The sequence below is a fragment of the Paraplanobispora siamensis genome (genome assembly GCF_016863175.1).
GTDB lineage: Bacteria > Actinomycetota > Actinomycetes > Streptosporangiales > Streptosporangiaceae > Planobispora > Planobispora siamensis.
This window is the reverse complement of the sequence record NZ_BOOJ01000059.1, coordinates 14,426-37,347: the sequence shown is the minus strand read 5'-3', so window position 1 is coordinate 37,347 and position 22,922 is coordinate 14,426. Positions and strand designations below refer to the sequence as shown.

The 22,922-nt window shown below is 70.4% G+C and carries 17 protein-coding genes; 10 read left to right on the top strand and 7 right to left on the bottom strand.

All coding sequences use genetic code 11. The features are described from left to right. Positions 1 to 9: 9 nt before the first annotated feature. The 6 genes from Psi01_RS33435 to Psi01_RS33410 form a co-directional block, all read right to left on the bottom strand. On the bottom strand, positions 10 to 3,672 hold the full coding sequence (locus Psi01_RS33435; RefSeq protein WP_204068140.1) for a multifunctional oxoglutarate decarboxylase/oxoglutarate dehydrogenase thiamine pyrophosphate-binding subunit/dihydrolipoyllysine-residue succinyltransferase subunit: 3,663 nt from the start codon (positions 3,670 to 3,672) through the stop codon (positions 10 to 12). Between the two features lie 269 nt (positions 3,673 to 3,941). Next, complete coding sequence (locus Psi01_RS33430; protein WP_204068139.1) at positions 3,942 to 4,607, bottom strand: B3/B4 domain-containing protein; 666 nt, start codon at positions 4,605 to 4,607, stop codon at positions 3,942 to 3,944. A gap of 72 nt (positions 4,608 to 4,679) precedes the next feature. Beyond that, complete coding sequence (locus Psi01_RS33425) at positions 4,680 to 5,165, bottom strand: hypothetical protein (protein WP_204068138.1); 486 nt, start codon at positions 5,163 to 5,165, stop codon at positions 4,680 to 4,682. Positions 5,166 to 5,250: 85 nt separating this feature from the next. After that, a complete protein-coding gene (locus Psi01_RS33420) occupies positions 5,251 to 6,957 on the bottom strand; it encodes a carbohydrate binding domain-containing protein (RefSeq protein ID WP_204068137.1) in 1,707 nt (568 codons plus the stop codon). A 204-nt stretch (positions 6,958 to 7,161) separates the two neighbouring features. Next, the gene (locus tag Psi01_RS33415; RefSeq protein ID WP_204068136.1) at positions 7,162 to 9,702 is read right to left on the bottom strand and encodes a glycoside hydrolase family 9 protein; all 2,541 of its coding nucleotides are present in this window, start codon (positions 9,700 to 9,702) and stop codon (positions 7,162 to 7,164) included. A gap of 165 nt (positions 9,703 to 9,867) precedes the next feature. Beyond that, a complete protein-coding gene (locus tag Psi01_RS33410; protein WP_204068135.1) occupies positions 9,868 to 10,761 on the bottom strand; it encodes a glutathione S-transferase family protein in 894 nt (297 codons plus the stop codon). An 80-nt stretch (positions 10,762 to 10,841) separates the two neighbouring features. On the opposite strand from Psi01_RS33410, the gene Psi01_RS33405 reads away from it, so the two are divergent. The 7 genes from Psi01_RS33405 to Psi01_RS33375 all read left to right on the top strand — a co-directional run bounded on the left by Psi01_RS33405 (position 10,842) and on the right by Psi01_RS33375 (position 17,731). After that, complete coding sequence (locus Psi01_RS33405; RefSeq protein ID WP_239128219.1) at positions 10,842 to 11,894, top strand: MBL fold metallo-hydrolase; 1,053 nt, start codon at positions 10,842 to 10,844, stop codon at positions 11,892 to 11,894. Between the two features lie 404 nt (positions 11,895 to 12,298). Continuing rightward, complete coding sequence (locus Psi01_RS33400) at positions 12,299 to 13,288, top strand: ABC transporter substrate-binding protein (protein ID WP_239128218.1); 990 nt, start codon at positions 12,299 to 12,301, stop codon at positions 13,286 to 13,288. 71 nt (positions 13,289 to 13,359) lie between these two features. Further along, positions 13,360 to 14,151: an ABC transporter ATP-binding protein gene (locus tag Psi01_RS33395; RefSeq protein ID WP_204068189.1), complete on the top strand. Its 792-nt coding sequence runs from the start codon at positions 13,360 to 13,362 to the stop codon at positions 14,149 to 14,151. Continuing rightward, positions 14,144 to 15,055, top strand: a complete 912-nt coding sequence (locus tag Psi01_RS33390; RefSeq protein WP_239128217.1) for an ABC transporter permease — start codon at positions 14,144 to 14,146, stop codon at positions 15,053 to 15,055. The genes Psi01_RS33395 and Psi01_RS33390 overlap by 8 nt, the downstream gene beginning before the upstream one ends. After that, entirely contained in the window at positions 15,055 to 16,404 is a 1,350-nt protein-coding gene (locus Psi01_RS33385; protein WP_204068133.1) for an LLM class flavin-dependent oxidoreductase, read from the top strand. The genes Psi01_RS33390 and Psi01_RS33385 overlap by 1 nt, the downstream gene beginning before the upstream one ends. Next, entirely contained in the window at positions 16,401 to 17,042 is a 642-nt protein-coding gene (locus Psi01_RS33380) for an NADPH-dependent FMN reductase (protein WP_204068132.1), read from the top strand. Before Psi01_RS33385 ends, Psi01_RS33380 begins: the two co-directional genes overlap by 4 nt. A 185-nt stretch (positions 17,043 to 17,227) precedes the next feature. Further along, the gene (locus Psi01_RS33375; protein WP_239128226.1) at positions 17,228 to 17,731 is read left to right on the top strand and encodes a flavin reductase family protein; all 504 of its coding nucleotides are present in this window, start codon (positions 17,228 to 17,230) and stop codon (positions 17,729 to 17,731) included. A gap of 43 nt (positions 17,732 to 17,774) precedes the next feature. Here the strand turns inward: Psi01_RS33375 and Psi01_RS33370 are convergent, their stop codons facing one another. Beyond that, a complete protein-coding gene (locus Psi01_RS33370) occupies positions 17,775 to 18,833 on the bottom strand; it encodes an NAD(P)H-dependent amine dehydrogenase family protein (protein WP_204068130.1) in 1,059 nt (352 codons plus the stop codon). A 238-nt stretch (positions 18,834 to 19,071) separates the two neighbouring features. Here Psi01_RS33370 and Psi01_RS33365 point away from each other — a divergent pair, with 238 nt between their 5' ends. The 3 genes from Psi01_RS33365 to Psi01_RS33355 all read left to right on the top strand — a co-directional run bounded on the left by Psi01_RS33365 (position 19,072) and on the right by Psi01_RS33355 (position 22,847). Further along, complete coding sequence (locus Psi01_RS33365) at positions 19,072 to 19,968, top strand: SDR family oxidoreductase (protein ID WP_204068129.1); 897 nt, start codon at positions 19,072 to 19,074, stop codon at positions 19,966 to 19,968. 258 nt (positions 19,969 to 20,226) lie between these two features. Continuing rightward, on the top strand, positions 20,227 to 21,732 hold the full coding sequence (locus Psi01_RS33360) for a sugar ABC transporter ATP-binding protein (RefSeq protein ID WP_239128216.1): 1,506 nt from the start codon (positions 20,227 to 20,229) through the stop codon (positions 21,730 to 21,732). A 53-nt stretch (positions 21,733 to 21,785) separates the two neighbouring features. Then, the gene (locus Psi01_RS33355; RefSeq protein WP_204068128.1) at positions 21,786 to 22,847 is read left to right on the top strand and encodes an ABC transporter permease; all 1,062 of its coding nucleotides are present in this window, start codon (positions 21,786 to 21,788) and stop codon (positions 22,845 to 22,847) included. The last annotated feature ends 75 nt before the right edge of the window (positions 22,848 to 22,922 follow it).

The window sequence follows — 22,922 nt, the reverse complement described above, 5'->3', positions numbered from 1 at the left end:
GGTACGGGATCAGGCGTAGACCTCGTCGAGGATCTGCTGCAGCTCGACCTCGTGCGCGGAGTGCGAACCCGTCGCGGGCGAGGAGTTGGCCTTGCGGGAGACCCGCCTGATCGGACGGCCGCCGAAGCTGTCGGGCTTCTCGGCCAGCCTGAGCGTCAGGAACGGCCACGGGCCCATGTTGGCCGGCTCGTCCTGCGCCCAGATCAGCTCGATGCCGTCGCCGTAGCGGGACAGCTCGGCCGCCAGGGGGTTGGCCGGGAACGGGTAGATCCGCTCCAGGCGGACGATCGCCACGTCGGTGCGGCCCCGGGCGTCACGGGCCGCGGCGAGATCGTAGTAGATCTTGCCGGAGCACAGGACGACCTTGCGGACCTCCGCCGGGTTGACCGTGGTGTCACCGATGATCGGCTTGAACGAGCCCGAGGTGAACTCGCTGACCGCCGAGACCGCAGCCTTGTGCCGCAGCAGCGACTTGGGCGTGAAGACCACCAGCGGACGGTGCCGGTTGGACTTGGTCTGCCAGCGCAGCAGGTGGAAGTAGTTCGCCGGCAGGGTCGGCTGGGCCACGGTCATGTTGTCCTGGGCGCACATCTGCAGGAAGCGCTCGATGCGGGCCGAGGAGTGGTCCGGGCCCTGGCCCTCGTAGCCGTGCGGCAGCAGCAGGGTGACGCCGGAGCGCTGGCCCCACTTCTGCTCGCCCGCGGTGATGTACTCGTCGATGACGGACTGGGCGCCGTTGACGAAGTCGCCGAACTGCGCCTCCCAGCAGACCAGGGCGTCGGGGCGCTCCACGCTGTAGCCGTACTCGAAACCGAGCGCGGCGTACTCGCTGAGCAGCGAGTCGTAGACGTAGAACTTCGTGGTGCCCTGGTTGAAGGTCTTGAGCGGGGTGTGCTCGGCGCCGGTGACCCGGTCGACCAGCACCGCGTGCCGCTGGACGAAGGTGCCGCGCCGGGAGTCCTGGCCGACCAGGCGGACCGGGTGGCCGTCGATCAGCAGCGAGCCGAAGGCCAGGGTCTCGCCCATGCCCCAGTCGATGCGGTCCTCGGTGACCATCTGGCCGCGGCGCTGGATGACCGGGAGCAGACGCGGGTGGACGGTGAAGCCCTCCGGCAGGTTGAGCTGGGTCTCCACGATCCGCTTGATGGTCTCCTCGGAGATGCCCGTCGGGGTGTCCTCGTGGGACCAGGGCACGACCTCGGCGTCGGTCGGGCGCTGGAACTCGCCGGTCGGCTCCCTGGTCGCCCCGCGGGTCTCGGAGAAGGCGTTCTCCAGCTTGGCCTGGTAGTCGCGCAGCGCGCTCTCGGCCTCCTCGACCGTGATGTCGCCGCGGCCGATCAGCGCCTCGGTGTAGAGCTTGCGGGTGGACCGCTTGGCGTCGATCAGGTCGTACATCAGCGGCTGGGTGAAGCTGGGGTTGTCGGCCTCGTTGTGACCGCGGCGGCGGTAGCAGATGAGGTCGATCACGACGTCCTTGCGGAACGCCTGGCGGTACTCGAAGGCCAGGCGGCCGACCCGGACCACGGCCTCGGGGTCGTCCCCGTTGACGTGGAAGATCGGGGCCTGGATCATCCGGGCCACGTCGGTGGCGTAGACGGAGCTGCGCGAGGAGGCCGGCGAGGTGGTGAAGCCGACCTGGTTGTTGACCACGATGTGCACGGTGCCGCCGGTGCGGTAGCCGCGCAGCTGCGACAGGTTCAGCGTCTCGGCCACCACGCCCTGGCCGGCGAAGGCCGCGTCGCCGTGGATGAGCACGGGCAGGACCGAGAAGCCCTCCTCGCCGCGCTCCAGCAGGTCCTGCTTGGCGCGGACGACGCCCTCCAGGACCGGGTCGACCGTCTCCAGGTGGGACGGGTTGGCCACGACCGACGCCTTGAGCTTGGACCCGCTGGGCGAGACGAAGTCGCCGGTGGCGCCCAGGTGGTACTTCACGTCACCGGAGCCGTGCGCCGTGCGCGGGTCGATGTTGCCCTCGAACTCGCCGAAGATCTGGCCGTAGGACTTGCCCACGATGTTGGCCAGCACGTTGAGGCGGCCGCGGTGGGCCATGCCGATGACGGCCTCGTCGAGATCCTCCTCGGCCGCGGCGCACAGCACCGAGTCGACCAACGGGATCAGCGACTCTCCGCCCTCCAGCGAGAAGCGCTTCTGGCCGACGAACTTGGTCTGCAGGAACGTCTCGAACGCCTCGGCGGTGTTGAGCCGCTCCAGGATGCGCAGCTGCTCCTCGCGGTCGGGCTTGGCGTGCGGGCGCTCCACCCGCGCCTGGATCCAGGCCCGCTCCTCGGGGTTCTGGATGTGCATGTACTCCACGCCGATGGTGCGGCAGTAGGAGTCGCGCAGCACGCCGAGGATCTCGCGCAGCTTCATCAGCGGGCGGCCGCCGAAGCCGCCGGTGGCGAACTCGCGCTCCAGGTCCCACAGGGTCAGCCCGTGCGACTTGATGTCGAGGTCGGGGTGCTTGCGCTGCTTGTACTCGAGCGGGTCGGTGTCGGCCATCAGGTGACCGCGGACCCGGAAGGCGTGGATCAGCTCGAGCACCCGGGCGGACTTGGCCACGTCGTCGTCGTGCGTGGTCGAGATGTCCTGGACCCAGCGGATCGGCTCGTAGGGGATCCGGAGCGCTTCGAAGATCTCGTCGTAGAAGCCGTCCTCACCCAGCAGCAGCCGGTGGATCTGGCGCAGGAAGTCGCCCGACTGGGCGCCCTGGATGATCCGGTGGTCGTAGGTGCTGGTGAGCGTCATGACCTTGCTGACCGCCAGGCGGGCGAGCGTGTCGGGGGAGGCGCCCTGGTACTCGGCGGGGTACTCCATCGCGCCGACGCCGATGATCGTGCCCTGGCCCTGCATCAGGCGCGGCACCGAGTGGACGGTGCCGATCGTGCCCGGGTTGGTCAGGGAGATCGTGGTGCCGGAGAAGTCGTCGACGCCGAGCTTGCCGCCCCTGGCCTTGCGCACGACGTCCTCGTACGCGATCCAGAACTGGCGGAAGTCCATCTCCTCGGTGGCCTTGATCGAGGGCACCAGGAGCTGGCGGGTGTCGCCCTTCTGGATGTCGATGGCCAGGCCGAGGTTGACGTGCTCGGGCTTGACCAGCACGGGCTTGCCGTCGATCTCGGCGTAGGAGTGGTTCATCTCCGGCAGGGCCTTGAGGGCCTTGACGACCGCGTAGCCGATGATGTGGGTGAACGACACCTTCCCGCCGCGCCCGCGCGACAGGTGGTTGTTGATCACGATGCGGTTGTCGATGAGCAGCTTCGCCGGGACGGCGCGCACGCTGGTCGCCGTCGGCACCACGAGGCTGGACTCCATGTTGGCGGCCGTTCTGGCGGCCGCCCCTCGGAGTCGGACTTCCTCGGCACCGGCGGGCAACTGGGTCTCCTGCTTGGGCTTGTCCGCCGGGGCCTGCTCGGCCTTCGGCGCGGGGGTGGTGGTCGTCGCGGCGTCCGGAGTTGCCGGGGCCGTGGCGGGTGTCGGGGGCGCGGCGGTGGCCGCCCCCTGGGCCGCGGCTCTGCCGGACCCGGAATCAGGGGTGTAATCAGCGAAGAAGTTCCACCAGGCGCGGTCCACGGACTCGGGATCCTGGAGGTACTTCTGGTACAGCTCGTCGACAAGCCATTCGTTTTGACCAAAGGCTGCCAGCGGGTTTGTCCGCGACGACTCAGACGACACGGCGGAAATCGCCCTCTTCCGCAGATCGGCGTTGATGATAGAGAACCTGTCCAAGGCTACTCTCCTGGACCCGGACCTGCGCCCGTCTGGCCGCAGCTCACCGCCCGATCCTCTCAGAACCCCTCAAAACGGTCTCCCCCGGGGGTCTATCCAGCGGGTGAGGGCACGGTCACCGCGGATAGATGTGATCGATCGCACACCGGGCAGGGTGATCATCCGCCCGGACCGGGGAATGACCGCCCGTCTGCCCGGGTGGCACGCAGACCCGCTCAGGAGGCGGAGACGATCCCGGACTCCACCCGGATGCCGGGGGTGATCTGCTCCAGCAGGGCGGTCAGCTCCTCGCCGGCCGCCTTCAGCTCCTCAAGGGACATGGGCTCCAGCCGCTCCAGCAGGAACAGCGCGTCCACGGTCTCCTCGGTGATCCGGGTCCGCACGCACTGCCGCCAGTTCCACCGGCGGCAGGTGACGCCCCGGTCGTCGCGCCAGACCACTTCGCCGATCTCCGGGTGGTCGACCGCGGGCTCGCCCTTGTCGATCACCTCGAACGTCTCGTCCCCGCCCGCGCGGACCAGCCGGGCCGTGCCCTCGTAGTGCGCCAGGTCCTCGCCGCCGATCGGCAGCCCGTGCCGGACGCTGATCGTGTTGTAGGCGTCGACCACCAGGTTGATCTCGGGCAGCGGCATCCGCCGCACCAGCGCGTCCACCGAGGGCCTGGTCCGCTGCGGCTTGGCCCCGAACGCCCGGTAGGCCTCCCGCCACGCCTCGACCTTCGGGTGGTCGCCCGCCACGGCGTCCTGCGCCGCGGCGGCCAGCCAGGCGCGGGACCTGTCGTCGGTCGGGCCGTTGCGCAGGCCGTACACCCCCATGGCCAGCACCGCGAAGTCCGGCCTGAGCGCGCTGACGGCGGGGTCGATCCAGATGTCCTCGATCACGGACGCCAGTTTATGGCTCCCCGCGGACCGCCCCGGCGCCCTTTCGATCTCCGGGTACGGCGGAGCCGGCGCTCATGAGGCCGGGGCGGTCTCCGCGAGCGGGGCCGTCCGCGCGCCGGTCGCGGCCGGGCCGGCGAGCCGGCCCGTCACGTACTGCGCGAGCCGGCCGTGGGCCACCACCGCCGCCGCGAAGGCCACGGTCAGCACCCCGAGGAGCGGCAGCTGGCTGTCGTCGGCCAGCAGCAGCGCCTTGGCGTCGGCGATCCCGTTCTGCGCGGCTCCCCATCCGGTCACCGCCGCCGTCGCCCACCGGCCCGCGTGCCTGATCGCGGGCCGTGCGGTCGCGGTCGCGGCGGCCGGTACGGCGAGCACGGCGAAGGCGACGAGGATCGCCACCGTGCCGCCCACCGTGAAGGAGGTCGGCATGTCGAGGACGAGCAGGATGGCGCGCATCAGCACACGGGCCACGACGCCGACGACGATCCCGGCGATCACGGCCCCGCCGAGCACGGCCGCGACCAGGCGTACGGTTCTGCGCCACTTTCCGGATTCCTGCACGACATCCCCCTTTTTGCTCTGAAAGAGGGTTATAGAGGTATATGTCGCAACAGGACAACGGTGGGCGCGTCCCGGAACCGACTCGTTACCCGGCGCTCTCCAGCAGGACCGGCCTGCCGTCCACGTTGATCGCGGTGGGCGAGGCGGTGCGGGAGCCCCCGGACAGCGGCTGCCAGCGGGTGACGCGCCAGTCCGCGGGGATCTTGAAGGTCGTGACGGCGCGCTCGTTCCAGACCAGCCGCGCGGCGGAGCCGCCGGAGCGGGTGAGCGTGACCACGTGCGTGCCCGCGCCGTCCACCGTGTGGCCGGTCATCCGGGCCCCGCGCAGCCAGGTGGCGGTCCTGGCGTAGGCGCGGCCGGCCGCCGAGGGCGTGCGGTTGTCCGCCTCTGCCAGGTCGAGGACCTGCTCCCCGTGGCGGTCCCAGGTGTACCAGTCGAAGCCGGAGACGCCGTACGCCCAGAACAGCACCAGGGCGCGCGAGACCGCGCCCGCGGCCGTGCCGGAGGAGGCGCGGCCGAGCGGCGCTCCCTCGGTGACGCGCAGCGGCAGCTTGTCCAGGCCGTGCGCCTTCATGACGCCGCGCACGTTCCTGACCCGGGACAGCACGCTCTCCGGGCGCAGGCCGAAGTAGATGTGCGAGCCGACGACGTCCAGGTGCTCGCCGGCCCCGGCGGCGAGGTACTGGTCGAGCCAGTTCAGGCCGTTGGTCGTGATGCCGGGAGAGACGATCTTCGCGGCGGGGTCGGCCCTGCCGATCTCCTCGGCGGCCACCCTGGTCAGCTCGGCGAGCTGGGCGGGGGTGCCGTTCCAGAACTTGGCGTAGTCGGGCTCGTTCCACATCTCGTACATCTGGATGCGGCCCCTGTAGCGCTCGGCCACCGTCCGGACGTAGCGTCGCCAGTCGTCGATCTTCTCCGGCATCGCCGCGCTCCCCGGCCCGTAGGCGCCCTCCTTCTGGTTGGAGGCGGCCCAGGAGGGAGGCATGCCGAGGGTGTACAGCACGGAGACGCGGTTGTCGGTCGCGGACTTCACGAAGTAGTCCATCATCTTGAAGTCCCACTTGCCCCTGCGGGGTTCGAGGTCGCGCCAGCGCACCCCGTTGTCCCACATCCGCCACAGGCCGAACCCGACCGACGGCCAGCTGTCGCCGTAGCAGCCGCGGCACAGCAGGTGCATTCCGAAGTAGTCGGCCGGCACCGGGCCGGAGGCGGGGCGCAGGTCGGGGGACCCGGCGGCGGAGACCTCGGTCAGGCTCGCGTCGTCCACCAGGACGGTGCCGGTCCCGCCGAGGAAGATCCGGAAGGAGCCGGACAGGTCGTGCGGGGCCGTCCCGACGGCCTCGATCCGCTGCCACTGCGTGCCCACCCGCGTCGTGTGGACTGCGAAGGCCTGGTAGAAGTCCTTCTTGAAGTCGTCGCTGCGCACTTGAAGGGTGACGGTGACCGGGGAGACGGCCTTCACCCACGCGGAGGCGCGGTAGGTCCGCCCGGCGGTGAACCGGTGGGCCTGGACGAGGTGGACCCGGGAGGGCTCGGCCTCGACCTGGAAGCGCTGGGCCCGCCGGCCCCCGTGCGCCTGCTCCGTCTCCGGCGCGAAGCGCGCCTTGGGCGCGGGGGAGCCCCAGGAGTTGGGCCGCCAGCCGGAGGCCACGGTGCTGTGCTCACCCTCGAAGCCGGGATTCTTCAGCAACTCGGCGGCGGTCCCCGTCGCCCCCGCCGCCGGTCCCGGCGGCAGGACGGCCGCCAGCGCGAGACCCGCGGTCAGTACGGCGCTCGTTCTTCTCCACACCATTGGAACCTCCAGCCCCATCGGTTACAGGTGCGAGTAAGGCAGCCATGGTGCTACAGATGCGCCTGACATATGAGCAAGTCAGGAAATTTACAGACTTAGGTAGATATACGCGTCAGGCGAAAGGCGCCGCCCCCCGACAGGAGAACGGGGGACGGCGCCGGGAGGGGCGGCCACTGGAGGAGAGCGGCCGCCCCGGTCACAGGGTCACTTGCACAGGGTGCCGTTGAGCAGGAAGCGCTCCGGCTTGGGGTTGGGGCCGGGGGCCTCGGAGCCCAGGAAGCCGAGGGTGACCGAGCCGCCGGGCTTGATGACCCGGTTCCACCCCAGGTTCTCGGCGGTGACGGTCGCGCCGTCCTGGGACAGCTCGGCGTTCCAGTGCCTGCGGACCTTCTGCCCGCCGAGGAAGGACCACTTCAGGGTCCAGCCCTCGATGGGCTTCTTGCCGGTGTTGGTGATGGTGATCTGGGTGTTGAACCCGTCGGGCCACTGGCCGTGGTTGGTGTAGGTCACCTTGCACACGCCCGTGGGGACCGGGTCGGCGACGAAGGAGGCGATCCACGCCAGCGGGGAGTTCCAGTTGATGGTCAGCTCGTTGGTCGACCACGACTCGATGTCGTCGATGTAGCAGAACTGGGGCTCGCAGCCGCGGAGCTTGGCCTGGGCCACCGGGTCCTGGATGGCGGAGTTGGGGCCGCCGGACAGGGTGCCCTTCGGGGGGTTGGGCAGGGAGGGGTCGAGCTGGCGGGCGTACCAGCGGCTGTGCTGGTTCTTCGAGGCGACCTCGCCGTAGCCGGTCACGTAGGACTGGTTGAGCGCGTTGCGGCCGAAGATGTAGTCGAGCCCCTCCAGCACCCCGTTGCGGTACTTGGCCTGGCCGCTGATGTCGTGCGCCACGGCCATCACGACCATGTTGTTCAGGATCAGGTTGTTGGAGCCCCAGTCGAAGTCCGGCGGGTTGTACGGCAGGCCGTACGGGTGGGCCTGCTGGATCGCCAGGTACTTGTCCGCGCCCTCCAGCACCGACTGCCGCACCCGGGCCCGGTCGGGCAGGGCGTTGGGCACGGTCGCCAGCTGGAGCCGGCCCAGCTGGGCGGTGTTGCCCCAGTCGAAGCCCCGCTCGCGCCAGATGTCGGCGGTGTGGTGCGGGGAGGCCAGGACGTAGTCCCTGAACTCCTTGTCACCGGTGGTGATGTAGAGCTCCGCGGCGGCCCAGTAGAACTCGTCGGTCACGTCGTTGTCGGGGTAGGCGCCGCCGCCCGTGCCGTCGGCCGGGTCGGCGTAGCGGGCCGGGTCGGCCTTGGCCGCCGCCCACGCCCTCTTCGCCGCCGCGAGGTTCCTGGCGGCGAACTCGGGGTCGTAGGGCGCGAACAGCCGGGCCGCCTGGGCCGCGGTGGCGGCCAGGTTGAGGGTGGCGGCGGTGGAGACCGGGTGCAGCTCGCGCTTCTGCGGGTCCAGGTGCGGCATGAGCGGCAGCCCGGTCCACGCGGCGTCGTGGATCTTGTGGTGGACCATCCCGGCGTGCGGCCTGCCGTCGGGGACCTGCATGCTCAGCAGGAACTCCTGCTCCCAGCGGGCCTCGTCGAGGATGTCGGGCACGCCGTTGCCGCTCTCGGGGATGTTCAGGTCCCCGTCCTTGTGCGTGCCGTCGGCCTTGGCGCGCTCGAAGGTGGACATGACCTGGTGGACGGAGATGCCGCCGTTGACCACGTACTTGCCGTGGTCGCCCGCGTCGTACCAGCCGCCCCTGACGTCGAGCGTGTAGTCGCAGACACCGGGCTGGCACGGCACCTCGATGTCGCCCTGGTTGGGCGCGACGCCCACGTGGCCGGCGGGCCTGCCGTACCCCGGGCGCAGGCTGTCGAGGATCTCGATGCCGCTGCGCTGGGTGTAGTAGAACTTCAGCGCGTCGGTCTTCAGCTCGTCGTAGAGGTCGGCGCCGATGTCGAACGGACGGCTGGTCTCGCCGTCGGCCTCCAGCGTGTAGCCGGTCCCGGGGGCCTTGACCGAGCCGAAGTCGATCGAGTGCACGTTCTGGCCGGAGCTGGCGTCGACGCCGCGCGGGACGGTCTCGCCCTTGGCGACGGTCTGCCCCTCGCGCTGGAGCTTCCAGGCGACGGGGTCGGTCTTCTCCGTCACCAGGGTGGCGTTCTTCGGGCCGGTCGGCAGATAGCCGACCATGTTCACCCGGACGCGGGGGCCGGTGTCGGGGACGTAGACGTCGGGTTCGGCGCCTCCCTTGAGAGAGACGTTGTCCACGCAGAACCTCCAGGGGGTCGCGCTCCCGCCGACCTGGAAGGCCACCTGGGCGTTCGGCAGGTCCACGGGAGAGGTGAACGTGTACGAGTAGTCGTTGCCGGACACGCTCAGCTCGGGGTTGACCGCCAGGAACTGGGTCCACGGATCCACCGGGAGCTGGATCAGCGCTCTGGCGACCCGGCCGGGGTTGGCGACGCCGAAGAACGAGAACTCGTACGTCTCGTCCTTGACCAGGGCGATGTCGTTCTGGCCGACGATGACGTCCCAGGGGTTGGCGGTGCCGCCCGGCACGTCGGCGCAGAGCCGCCCGTCGGCGACCTCCAGCGTGGTGTTGGCGGTGCTCCACCACGGAGCCGTACCGGTGTCGAAGGTGCCGTTGACGATCTGCTCGGGTCCCTCCGCCACGGCGGGGGACGGGGTCAGCGCGACCGCGGCGGCCGAGACGGCGGCCGCCAGGGTCAGATTGAACCAGGAGGGCGGTCTGAGCACGGGGGGTCCTTCTGGAAGGTGACGCGGGACGTGGGAGCGCTCCCACGCTTGAGTGCGCCGATTGTTTCCAGCGGGTTGCCGAACCGTCAACGATCCGACCTCTACGCTGCTCGTTCGACCAGCTGGATGTCCGATTTGTCCGATGAAACTTTCATGTCCCGGAGGTCAGGGAGCCGTCCAGTCCAGCTCCGGGCCCTTTGGCACGATCCCGGTGGGGTTGATGTTGGTCTGGGTGATGAAGTAGTGCCGTTTGATCTGGTCGAAGTCGGTGGTGTCGCGGAAGCCGGGGATCGCGTACAGCCGCCGGGCGTAGGCCCACAGCGCCGGATAGTCGACCAGGCGGCGGATCGAGCACTTGAAGTGGGAGTAGTAGACGGAGTCGAACCGGACGAGCGTGGTGTAGAGCCGCACGTCGCTCTCGGTGAGCGCGTCGCCGTGCAGGCGGGCCCGGCCCGAGAGCCGCTCCTCCAGCATGTCGAGCGTCGCGAAGACCCTGGTCACCGCCTCGTCGTAGGCGTCCTGGGAGGTGGCGAACCCGGCCTTGTAGACCCCGTTGTTGAGCCCGTGGAAGATGGTGTCGTTCAGCTCGTCGATCTCCTCGCGGAGCGCGGCCGGATAGAGGTCGGGGGCGCCCTCGGCGTGCCAGGGCCGGAAGGCGGTCTCCAGGGTGAGGGTGATCTGCGGATAGTCGTTGGTGGCCAGGCGCTTGGCCGTACGGTCCCAGACGGCGGGCACGGTGTAGCGGCCCTGATAGTCGGGATCGCTGGCCAGATAGAGCTCCGAGAGATACTCCGCCCCGGTCGCCGGGTCGCCGCCGGGCATGCGCCAGCCCCGCTCGTCCCTGATCGGGTCGACGATGGTCACCCCGATGACGTCCTGGAGGCCGAGCAGCTCGCGCACGATCAGCGAGCGCTGCGCCCACGGGCAGGCGTAGGAGGCGTATATCTGGTAACGGCCGGGCTCGGGCGGGTGCTCGCCGCCGTCCTCGATGCGGGCGGTGAACCGGTTGGGCTGGCGGACGAAACGTCCGTCGCCGGCGATCTCGTTTCCCAGCTTCATGAACCCACGGTACGCGGGCCCCGAGTAGAACATGATTCGGTACAGGGGGCACAATCAGGGGCGTCGAAGGGAGTTCGGGGATGACCATGGTGACGCCGGCCAGCGAGGCGCAGCGGGAGGCCTGGAGGAGCGGGGGGTTCCCCGAAGTGGAGCGGGTCAGGCCCGGTCTGTGGTCGATCCCGGTGCCGCTGCCGGCCATCCCGCTGCGGTACGTGCTGGTCTACGCCCTGGAGTTGCCCGACGGGGTGGCGATCGTGGACGCCGGCTGGAACACCGAGGAGGCGTACGGCGCGCTGGCCGCGGGACTGAAGATCGCCGGATACGAGATGACCGACGTCAAGGCGGTCCTGGTCACCCACATCCACCCCGACCACTACGGGCTGGCCGGACGCATCCGCGAGGTCTCCGGCGCCTGGATCGGGCTGCACCCGGCCGACTCGCGCCTGCTGCGCGACCGCTACGACGACGACGCGGTGGACGCGCTGGTGGCGCAGGAGCGCACGCTGCTGGTGCGCTCGGGAGTCCCCCGGGAGACGCTGGACGAGCTGGCCGGGGCCTCGATGATGATCCGGCACTACGTGACCATGGCCAAGCCCGACCGGCTCATCGAGGACGGCGACCGTCTCGGCCTGCCGGGCTGGGACCTGCGGGCGATCTGGACGCCCGGTCACTCGCCGGGTCACCTGTGCTTCGTCGAGCCCGAACGGCGCCTGCTGTTCTCCGGAGACCACGTGCTGGCGAAGATCACGCCGATCGTGGCCGTGCACCCGCAGTCCGCGCCCAACCCGCTGGCCGACTATCTCGACGCGCTGGCGGCGGTGCGGAAGTTCGACGTGGACGAGGTGCTGCCCGCCCACGAGTACCGGTTCCTGGAGCTGGCCGAGCGGGTCGACCACGTGATGGCCCACCACGAGGAACGGCTGGCCGAGATCGAGACGGCCGTCCGGGCGGCGGACGGGATCACCTGCTGGGACACGGCGACCAGGCTGACGTGGTCGCGGCCGTGGGAGACCATCCCGTCGTTCATGCGCCGGGCGGCCAACAACGAGACCCTGGCCCACCTGGTCTGGCTGGAGGCCCGCGACCGCCTCCGCCGCATTCCGGGCGAGCCCGACCTCTGGTACCCCGCGTAGCCGCCGGACCCCGGACGCCGGAAGGGGTCCGGGGTGCTCGCGCGGCATTTTCCTTTAAAACAAGTAGGAAATATTGACTTAGTGGGCGGGCGGCCGTACCTTCATGGACATGGGCCTTTACCTGACCCGGTGCGCACACGTGGACTTCTGCCGCGTCGTCAGCGCTCAGTGTCGTTGATCGCGGATCACTGACCTCCGCCGTACTCCGGCGAGGGTGCGCGGCCGGACTCCCGCCGCGTCGTGAACCCTCGCGCCTTCTCTCCGCGTGGCCGACGGCGCCCACGCTCCCTTCGCGAAAAACCGTTCATCTCCGGTGTGCCCGCCTCCGGCAAGGGGGCGCGTGAGCATGCCCTGCCTCCACGAGGACCACTTCCGTGATCAGAATCAGACATGCCCTCCTCTCCGTGCTCCTGGTGAGTTCGCTCACCGCGTGCGGCTCGGCCTCCGGGTCCGCGAAGCCGGACGGCCCGGAGGTCACCGAACTCCGCTACCAGGGCAGCGTCGGCGCCGTCACCTTCCCCGAGCTGGCCGAGCACCTGGGCTATCTCGCGCCCATCAAGCTCAAGTGGATCGGCAACACCATCTCCGGGCCGCAGGACATCCAGGCCGCCGCCACCGGCCAGACCGACTTCGGCGGCGCGTTCAACGGCGCCATCATCAAGCTCGCCGCGGCCAAGGCCCCGATCAGGGCCGTGATCGGCTACTACGGCAGTGACGAGGACAGCTACATCGGCTACTACGTCACCGAGGGCTCGCCCATCAAGGGCCCGCGCGACCTGATCGGCAAGAAGATCGGGGTCAACACCCTCGGCGCCCACCTGGAGGCCGTGCTCAAGGAGTACCTCAAGCGCGGCGGCCTGACGCCCGCGGAGATCGAGAAGGTCGAGCTGGTGGTCGTGCCGCCGGTCAACACCGAGCAGGCCCTGCGGCAGGGGCAGATCGACGTGGCCGCGCTGTCCGGCATCCTGCGTGACAAGGCGCTGGAGCGCGGCGGCATCACCCCGCTGTTCAAGGACATCGACCTGCTCGGCCCCTTCACCGCCGGCAGCGTCGTGCTCACCAAGCGGTTCATCGAGGAGAACCCGCAGACGACCGGGAAGTTCGTCGAGGCCTACGCCAAGGCGATCGAGTGGACCCAGACCCACTCCCGCGAGGAAGTGATCGCCGAGTACAAGAAGATCATCGCCGCGCGCGGGCGCAACGAGGACGCCTCGGCCATCGAGTTCTGGAAGAGCAGCGGCGTGGCCAACAAGGGCGGCGTGATCGACGCCAAGGAGTTCCAGACCTGGGTGGACTGGCTGGAGGGCGAGGGCGAGATCAAGCCCGGCCAGGTCAAGACGGAGGACCTCTTCACCAACGAGTTCAACCCCTTCAAGAACGGGAGCACCTCGTGAGCCTGCAGACCGCCGAACAGAACCTCCTGGAGGAGAGCGTCGCCGAAGCCGGCGAACCCTCCGCGAAGCCGGTGAAGATCGGGATCCGCAACGTCGGCAAGGTCTTCCAGATCCGGGGATCCGACCGGCCGTTCACCGCGGTCCAGGACGTCAGCCTGGACGTGCGCGAAGGGGAGTTCCTCACCCTGGTCGGCCCCAGCGGCTGCGGCAAGTCCACCCTGCTCGACCTGATCGCCGGCCTCACCTCGCCGACCAGCGGCGAACTCCTCATCGACGGCACGCCGATCGACGGCCCCGGCCTGGACCGGGGGATCGTCTTCCAGCAGTACGCCCTGTTCCCCTGGCGCACGGCCCTGGCCAACATCGAGTTCGGCCTGGAGGCGAAGGCCGTACCCAAGCGCGAGCGCCGCGAGCGGGCCCGCCACTACCTGGACCTGGTCGGGCTGGACGGCTTCGAGCACCGCTATCCGCACGAGCTGTCGGGCGGCATGCGCCAGCGCGTGGCCATCGCCCGCAGCCTGGCCTTCGACCCGGACGTGCTGCTGATGGACGAGCCGTTCGCCGCGCTCGACGCCCAGACCCGGGAGTCCCTCCAGGAGGAGCTGCTGCGCATCTGGGAGAAGACGAACAAGACGATCGTGTTCATCACCCACGGCATCGACGAGGCCGTCTATCTGGGCCAGCGGGTCGCGGTGATGACCTCCCGGCCGGGCCGGATCAAGCGGGTCCTGGACATCGCGTTCGACTCGCGCGAGGGCGACCTGCGCGCCGACCCCCGTTTCGGCGAGTACCGCCATCACATCTGGACCCTGCTGCGCGACGAGGTCGCCGCGGCTCAGGAGCAGGAGCGGACCATTGGCTGACGAGACCACCCTGACCGCGGCCCGGGAGGAGGCGGGCGAGGCGAAGCCCGCGGCGGCGCCCTCGGCGGCGCCGCGGGGGGACGCCCCCACCGACGACGACAGGGCCACCAACTTCTTCAAGGTCGCCGGCAGGCGGCGGACCCCGGTCGCCTCGCGGCTGGCCACGGTGGTCAAGCGGTCGCTGGCGCTGGTGCTGCTGGCCGGGCTCTGGGAGGTGCTGCCCCGCGTCGGGGCGGTGGACGCGGTGTTCGTGCCGCCGCTGTCGGAGATCCTGGTCGCCTGGTACGACATGCTGCTCGCCGGGCAGCTGCCGGAGCACTTCCAGGCCTCGCTGATCCGCTCGCTGTCCGGCTTCGGCCTGGCCATCGTGCTGGCGATCCCGCTGGGCCTGGCCATCGGCTGGTACCGGCCGGTGGCCGACTTCCTCAGCCCGGTGCTTGAGCTGTTCCGCAACACCTCGGCGGTGGCCCTGCTGCCGGTCTTCATCCTGATCTTCGGCCTGGGGGAGACCTCGAAGATCGTCTTCGTGTTCTACGCCTGCGCCTGGCCGATCCTGCTCAACACGGTCAGCGGAGTGAAGACCGTGGAGCCGCTGCTGATCAAGTCGGCCCGGTCGATGGGGCTCGGACCCGTCCGGCTGTTCCAGAAGGTGATCCTTCCGGCGGCGGTGCCGACCATCTTCACCGGCATCCGGCTGGCCGGCGCCTACTCGATCCTCGTGCTGATCTTCGCCGAGATGGTCGGGGCCAAGGCCGGTCTCGGCTATCTCATCCAGGACGCCCAGTTCAGCTTCCGCATCCCCGACATGTACGCCGGGATCATCACGATCTCCGCTCTCGGCCTGCTGTTCAACCTGCTCCTGCTCAGCGTGGAGCGCCGCTTCTCGACGTGGAGGACCTCCTGATGACCACCCGTACCCTTCACCTGAACGCCTTCCTGATGGGCGTCGGCCATCACGAGGCCGCCTGGCGCCACCCGCGCACCGAGCCGGCCCGGCTCACCGACGTGCGGCACTACCAGCAGCTGGCCAGGATCGCCGAGCGGGGCAGGCTCGACTCGCTCTTCCTCGCCGACGGCCTGGCCCTGCAGGGCGACGTCCGGCACAACGCGCTCGGCGGGCTGGAGCCGCTGACCCTGCTGTCGGCGCTGGCCACGGTCACCGACCACATCGGCCTGATCGCCACCGTCTCCACCACCTACAACGAGCCCTTCCACGTCGCCCGCAAGTTCGCCTCGCTGGACCACATCAGCGGCGGCCGGGCCGGCTGGAACATCGTCACCTCCGCCAGCGAGGCCGAGGCCCGCAACTTCGGCATCGAGCGCCCGGCGCACGCCGACCGCTACGCGCGGGCCACCGAGTTCCTGGAGGTCGTCACCAAGCTCTGGGACAGCTGGGAGGACGACGCCGTCGTCGGCGACCGCCGCGCGGGGCTGTACGCCGACGCCGGAAGGATCCACCCGCTCGACCACGACGGCGCCCACTTCCGGGTCCGCGGGCCCCTCAACACCTCCCGCGCGCCGCAGGGCCACCCGCTGCTGGTGCAGGCCGGATCGTCGGAGGACGGCAAGGAGTTCGCCGCCCGCTTCGCCGAGGCGGTCTTCACCGCGCAGCAGACGCTGGCCGAGGGCCAGGAGTTCTACGCCGACCTCAAGGGCCGCATGGCCCGGTACGGCAGGAACCCCGATGAGCTGCTGGTCCTGCCCGGCATCTCGCCGATCATCGGCTCCACCGAGCGCGAGGCGCTCCGGCTGGAGAAGGAGCTGGAGGACCTGATCATCCCGGCGTACGGCCTGGCCCAGCTGTCCCACATGACCGGCATCGAGCTGTCGCACGACGACCTGGACCGGCCGCTGCCCGAGGTCTCCGTCGAGACGGAGGGGGCGCAGAGCCGCCGCAAGCTCGTCATCGACCTCGCCCGCCGGGAGAACCTGACCGTGCGCCGGCTCCTCGGCCGCCTGGCCGGCGGACGCGGGCACCGGGTCGTGGCCGGCACCCCCGAGCAGATCGCCGACGAGATCCAGTTCTGGTTCGAGAACGGCGCCGCCGACGGCTTCAACATCATGCCGCCGATCCTGCCGGGCGGACTGGAGGACTTCGTCGACCACGTCGTGCCGGAACTGCAGATCAGGGGCCTGTTCCGGAGGGAGTACGAGGGCCGCACGCTGCGCGAGAACTACGGGCTGGCCCGCCCGGCCTCCCGCTACGCCGCGTCCGCGCGGGACGGGGAGCTGGACGCGGTGGTGGCGTCATGAGCACTCCGGTGACCGACGCGCGGCAGGACGACGCGCGACAGGACGATGTACGGCAGGACGATGCGCGGCAGGACGCCGGAGCTCCGACGGGCGGCGGATCGGCCGGCTCCATCGTGACGCTGGTCGGCAACCCCCGTGAGGGCTCCAGGACGCGGACCGCGGCCGTGGCCGCGGCCGCGGAGGTCGGGCGGCGGATCGGGTACGGCGGGTCCCACGAGATCGTGGACCTGGCGGCGCTCGGACCGCACCTGCTGGCCCCCGGCCCGTCCGCGGGCGTGGAGGTGGCCCTGGAGCTGGTCACCGGGGCCGGCGTCCTGGTGGTGGCCAGCCCCACCTACAAGGGCACCTACACCGGCCTGCTCAAGGTCTTCCTCGACAGGCTGCCCTCCGGCGCGCTGACCGGGATCGTGGCGCTGCCGCTGCTGGTCATGGGCGACTCCGCCCACTCGCTCGCGGTCGAGGTGCACCTGCGGCCGCTCCTGGTCGAGCTGGGCGCCACCGTGGCGACCCCCGGCCTGGTCCTGCTCGAATCCCAGATCCCGCAACCGGAGCAGATCCTGTCCGCCTGGGCCGACAGGGTCGCCCCGCAGGTGGCCGCGGTGCTCGGCGAGTCGGAGAAGGCGAAGGTGAGGACATGACGGAGACCCTGCCCGGCAGGGCGGACCTGGCAGCCGGTGGGATCCGGTCCGGGACGGACGACGGCACGGTTGACGGCAGGATCCGGTCCGGGACGGACGACGGCGTGGCAGGCGGTGCGATCCGGTCCCGGGCGGACGCCGGCACGGTGGGCGGCGGGATCGCGTCCGGGGCGGACGCCGGCACGGTGGGTGGCGGGATCGCGTCCGGGGTGGACGCCGAGGGCTATCGACGCGCACTCGCGGTCCACGCCGCGGGCGTCGTGGTGGTCACAGCGCAGACCGAGGGGGTACCGGTCGGGCTGACCGCCACCTCGTTCTCCTCGGTCAGCCTGGATCCGCCCCTGGTCTCCTTCTACGTCGACCGGAGCTCGACCACCTGGCCCTGGCTGAGCCGGGCCGACCGCTTCGCGGTCAACATCCTGACCGCGGACCAGGCCGACCTGGCCGCGAGGTTCGCCCGCAAGGGCGTCGACCGCTTCGCCGCCCCCACCCGCTGGCGGCCGGGGACCCTGGGCACCCCCCTGCTGAGCGACGTGTCCGCCAACCTCGTCTGCACGCCCCACTCCACCATCGAGATCGGCGACCACTTCCTCGTCGTGGGCCTGGTCAACGAGACCCGCCTCGGCCCCGCCACCCGTCCCCTCCTCTATCACCGGGGCCGCTTCGGCCGCTTCCTGCCCCACCCGTGATCGTCTGATCACCGGCCCCCGGGAGACCATCTCCCGGGGGCCTTCAGGCGAGGCGGACGGTGCCGCGGCCGGTGGCCAGGGGCAGGTCCAGGAGGGTGCGGATGCCGGGCGGGGCGGCGCAGACGGAGGGGATGGCGTTGACGGCGTGGGAGGCGGCGCCGGTCAGGCCATGGGAGATCTCCTGGATGTTCAGCATCATCTCCGGGACGCCCTCGATGTGGATGGTGAAGCCGGGGACGGTCCAGCGGTGGACCTTGGTGGCGTCGGCCTTGTAGACGCACTCGACGGTCATGAAGGGCCGGCCGCGCACCAGGCCGGAGAACGTCCAGCGGGAGGCGCACACCGTGCCGGGACGCACCACGCCCGCGGCGATCTCGAACTCCTCGGACGCGATCTCGAACTCGTCGCTCTCCTCGACCTCGTCCAGCGCGACGCCGAGGGCGTCGGCCACGAACTGGACGCTCTCGGCGAACAGCGAGCGCTGGAAGGCCCGGAACGGGCGCACGCCGGCGGCGTAGTCCTTGGCCGAGCGGGTGAAGCCGAACAGGTCGACCACGATCTGCCGCGAGGGGTGGCCCTTCAGGTCGGAGGACTCCCGTACGTACAGGTGGTCGATCCGGCTGGACAGCCCGGTCAGCGCGAGGGGGAGGAAGTCGCTGACGAACCCGGGGTTGATGCCGGTGCCGTGCAGGGACGTCCCCCCGGCCCGGCAGGCGCTCTCCAGGCGCTCCACCACGCCGGGGCCGTAGCACTTGGGATAGACGAAGCCGGTGGTGGTGATCACGTTCTTGCCCGAGGCGAGCAGGGAGCAGATCGTCTCGACGTCGCTGGCGTGGTCGTTGCCGAAGTAGGAGGCAGGCAGGGGCATGTGCAGCACGCAGTCGGCGTCGAGGGCGAGGATCCGCTCGACGTCGTCGGTGCAGGTCACCCCGGTCTCGGCCAGGCCGACGATCTGCCCGGCGTCCTTGCCCACCTTGGCCGGGTCGTAGACCAGCACGCCGGCGAGCTCGAACTCGGGCCGGGTGATCAGGTTGCGGAGCGCGTAGCGGCCTACGGTGCCGGTGGCCCACTGAACCACGCGGAGCGGTCGGGAAAGGGGCATGCGGGGTCTCCAGCCCGGAATCGTGGGCGGGGCCGTACTGGAAAGTGCGTCGTCGTGGACCCACGCCAGGTGCGAGTCAAAAACCCTAGCAGGAACATCCCCGTCTGATCACTATCCGCGACGTCCCAATCTCCTGGCGTCCGATCGCGGCTCCCGTCACCCCGGCTCATGGCCTCGGAGGGGCGGGCAGGTTATCCTTCAGCAGACTAGAACTTTATTCTCGTGGAGAGGGTCGCTGATGTCAGAGCTGCGTTTCGACGGCAAGGTCGCGGTCGTCACCGGCGCCGGGCACGGTCTCGGCCGGTCCCACGCGCTGGCGCTGGCCGAGCGCGGGGCGAAGGTGGTCGTCAACGACCTCGGGGGCGCCCTGGACGGCACCGGCGCGTCCACCGGACCGGCCGCCGATGTGGTCGAGCTCATCACCAAGAACGGGGGCGAGGCGGTCGCCAGCACCGACAACGTCGCCACCCCCGAGGGCGCCCGGGCGATCGTCCAGTCCGCGATCGACGCCTTCGGCCGGGTCGACATCGTCATCAACAACGCGGGCATCCTGCGTGACAAGTCCTTCGGCAAGATGACGGTCGAGGAGTTCGACGCCGTCCTCGCGGTGCACGTCCGCGGCTCGTTCCTGGTCAGCCACGCGGCCTTCCCCTACTTCAAGGAGCAGGGCTACGGCCGGATCGTCAACACCTCCTCGCCGGCCGGGCTGTTCGGCAACTTCGGCCAGGCCAACTACTCCACGGCCAAGATGGGCCTGGTCGGCCTGACCAAGACGCTGGCCATCGAGGGGGCACGGGCGGGCATCAAGGCCAACGCGATCGCCCCGATCGCCTGGACCCGGATGACCGAGGCGCTGTTCCCGGCCGAGTTCGAGTCCAAGTTCACCCCCGAGCGGATCAGCACCCTGGTGACCTTCCTGGCCCACGAGTCCTGCGAGACCACCGGCGAGGTCTTCAGCGTCGGCGCCGGCCGGGTCGCGCGGGTGTTCGTGGCCGAGGGGCCCGGCTGGAAGCAGGAGGGCCACACGGCCGAGGACATCAGGGACAACTGGGAGGCCATCATGGCCGAGCAGCCGTACCTGACCCCGACGACCCTCGGCGAGCAGGCGAGCGCGTCCATGAAGGCGATGTTCTGATCCCCGGGTTCTGATCCCCGGGTTCTGGTCCCGGGTCCTGAGCGCCCGGTTCCGGTTCCCGGGCGCTGACCAGCGGGTTCCGATCACGCGGCCCAGCCCCTCACCGCGACGCGGTGGGGGGCTTCTTCGTGGCCAGGACTTTTGCATAATTCGGCGAAAGTCTGTCGACTCATCGATAAAAGGTCTTCCCAAAGCGGCAGAACAGAGTTAGCTTCTGCATCACCAGCTCCGAATCCGGACGTTGAGACGGAGGCTTCCGTGGTCGCAGACCCTCCTCTGCTGCTGATGCGTGGGATCGTCAAGCAGTTCCCCGGCGTCCGCGCGCTCGACGGCGTCGACCTGGAGGTGCGCCGCGGCGAGGTGCACTGCCTGCTCGGCCAGAACGGCGCGGGCAAGTCCACGCTCATCAAGATCCTGGCCGGTGCGCACCAGCCCGACGAGGGCGTCATCACCCTCGGCGGCGAGGAGGTGCGCCTGGTCACCCCGACCGCCGCGATCAAACTCGGCGTCTCCACGATCTACCAGGAGCTCGACCTGGTCGACGGCCTGAGCGTGGCCGAGAACATCTTCCTCGGCCACGAGCCCGGCCGGCTCGGCTTCATCCGCCAGAGCGACGCCAACCGGGCCACCCGCGAGCTCATGGGCAGGCTCGGGCACCCGGAGATCCGCCCGACCACCGAGGTCGGCCGCCTGTCGCCGGCCGCCAAGCAGGTGGTCAGCATGGCCAGGGCGCTCTCCCACGACACCCGGCTGATCATCATGGACGAGCCGTCGGCCGCTCTGGCGCACGACGAGGTCGCCAACCTCTTCCGGATCGTCCGCGAGCTGACCGCCCAGGGGGTCGCGGTCGTCTACATCTCCCACCGGCTGGAGGAGATCCGCGAGATCGGCGACCGGGTCACCGTCCTGAAGGACGGCCGGACCGTCGCCGTCGGCCTCCCGGCGAAGGAGACGCCCACCTCGGAGATCGTCTCCCTGATGACCGGCCGCACCGTCGAGTACGTCTTCCCGCCCCGCCGCCCCGAACCCGCCACCGGGCCCGAGGTGCTCCGGGTGGAGGGGCTGACCGTGCCCGGAGTCGTCAGTGACGTCTCCTTCACGGTCCGGGCGGGGGAGATCGTGGGACTGGCCGGGCTGGTCGGCTCGGGCCGCTCGGAGATCATCGAGGCGGTGTACGGCGCGCGCCGGTCCTCCGGCAAGATCGTGCTCGAAGGCCGCCCGGTACGGCGCGGCACGGCGGACACGGTCAGACGCGGGATGGGCCTGGCCCCCGAGGAGCGCAAGGCGCAGGCGCTGCTGCTCGACCAGAGCGTCGCCCGCAACATCACTCTGGCCGGGCTCGGCAGGTACGCCCGGTTCGGCTGGATCGACCGGCGACGCGAGGCCGCCGAGGCCCGCGCGCTGATCGAGACCCTCGACATCCGCCCCGGCGATCCCGACCGCCCGGTCAAGACGCTGTCCGGCGGCAACCAGCAGAAGGCGGTGCTGGCCCGGTGGCTGGTCGACGACCGCAAGCTGCTGCTGCTGGACGAGCCCACCCGCGGCGTGGACGTGGGCGCGCGGGCGGAGCTGTACGCCGTCATCAGAAAGCTGGCCGACCAGGGCATCGGGGTGCTGCTGGTCTCCAGTGAGGTGCCCGAGGTCCTCGGCCTGGCCGACCGCGTGCTGGTCGTCCGCGAGGGCCGGATCATCCACCAGTCCGCCGCCGACGACCTGGACGAACACCAGGTCCTCGACATGATCATGGAGGGGAGCGCGCTGTGACCGAAGCCCGCGGGCCGAAGGCTCACGAGAGATCTCCCGCGGGAGCGGAACCGGTGGACCCGGCACGCCCCGCCGACCAGGCCTCCGCGGAGGCGCCCGACGCACCGCCCGCCGACGAGCACCTGCGCGTCGAGGCGCAGTCCCGCAAGCCCGCCGCGCCGCCGAGCCCGCTGGCCCGGTTCGGCCAGGCCCGGCACCTCGGCCTGGTGCTGGCGCTGGTGCTGCTGGCGATCGTCGGCCTGATCACCCAGCCGGAGAGTTTCGCCACCACCTCCAACCTGGTCAACATCCTGTCGCTGGCCTCCACCATCGGTGTGATCACCGTCGGCATGACCTTCGTGATCATCGGTGGCGGCATCGACCTGTCGGTCGGCGCGCTCATGGCGCTGGCCTCGGTCTGGGCCACGACGCTGGCCACCCAGTCCTACGGCCCGTTCGTGATGATCCTGTGCGCGGTGCTGGTCGGCACCGGCGCGGGACTGGTCAACGGCCTGCTGATCTCCTACGGGCGGATGGTGCCGTTCATCGCGACGCTGGCCATGCTGGTGGCCGCCCGCGGCCTGGCCCAGCGCATGTCGGACCGTAAGACCCAGCTCATCCAGCAGGGCAACGAGCTGATCGTGGAGCTGTCCACGACCAGGGTGCTCGGCCTGCCGGTGCTGGTCTACATCTTCATCCTGGTGGTGGCCGTCGGCTGGGTCGTGCTCAACCGCACGACCTTCGGCCGCCGCACCTACGCGGTCGGCGGCAACCCCGAGGCGGCCCGGCTGGCCGGCATCGACGTGCGCCGCCACACCCTGATGCTGTACGCGCTGTCCGGCCTGTGCTGCGGCATCGCCGCCGTGCTCATCATGGCCAGGACCACCACCGGCTCCTCCACCCACGGAGACCTGTACGAGCTGGACGCGATCGCCGCCGTCATCATCGGCGGCACGCTGCTCACCGGCGGACGCGGCACGATCATCGGGTCCATCCTCGGCCTGCTGATCTTCACCGTGATCACCAACCTCTTCATCCTCAACGGCCTCAACACCAGCGACCAGCTGATCGCCAAGGGCCTGATCATCGTCGTGGCCGTGCTGCTCCAGCGGCGCAGCCTCGAATCGAGAACCTGAGACCCGCGTCCCGCGGACCGGTCAGGGGCCCGCGGGACGCGTCCGCCCCGCACGACACCTCATCTCTCCCCTCAC

Bases quoted from the DNA above. Each gene is read 5' to 3' on its own strand.
- Psi01_RS33365 (WP_204068129.1), top strand. From the start codon at position 19,072: ATGTCAGAGCTGCGTTTCGACGGCAAGGTCGCGGTCGTCACCGGCGCC.
- Psi01_RS33405 (WP_239128219.1), top strand. From the start codon at position 10,842: ATGACCATGGTGACGCCGGCCAGCGAGGCGCAGCGGGAGGCCTGGAGG.
- Psi01_RS33370 (WP_204068130.1), bottom strand. From the start codon at position 18,833: ATGCCCCTTTCCCGACCGCTCCGCGTGGTTCAGTGGGCCACCGGCACC.
- Psi01_RS33385 (WP_204068133.1), top strand. From the start codon at position 15,055: ATGACCACCCGTACCCTTCACCTGAACGCCTTCCTGATGGGCGTCGGC.
- Psi01_RS33410 (WP_204068135.1), bottom strand. From the start codon at position 10,761: ATGAAGCTGGGAAACGAGATCGCCGGCGACGGACGTTTCGTCCGCCAG.
- Psi01_RS33380 (WP_204068132.1), top strand. From the start codon at position 16,401: ATGAGCACTCCGGTGACCGACGCGCGGCAGGACGACGCGCGACAGGAC.
- Psi01_RS33420 (WP_204068137.1), bottom strand. From the start codon at position 6,957: ATGGTGTGGAGAAGAACGAGCGCCGTACTGACCGCGGGTCTCGCGCTG.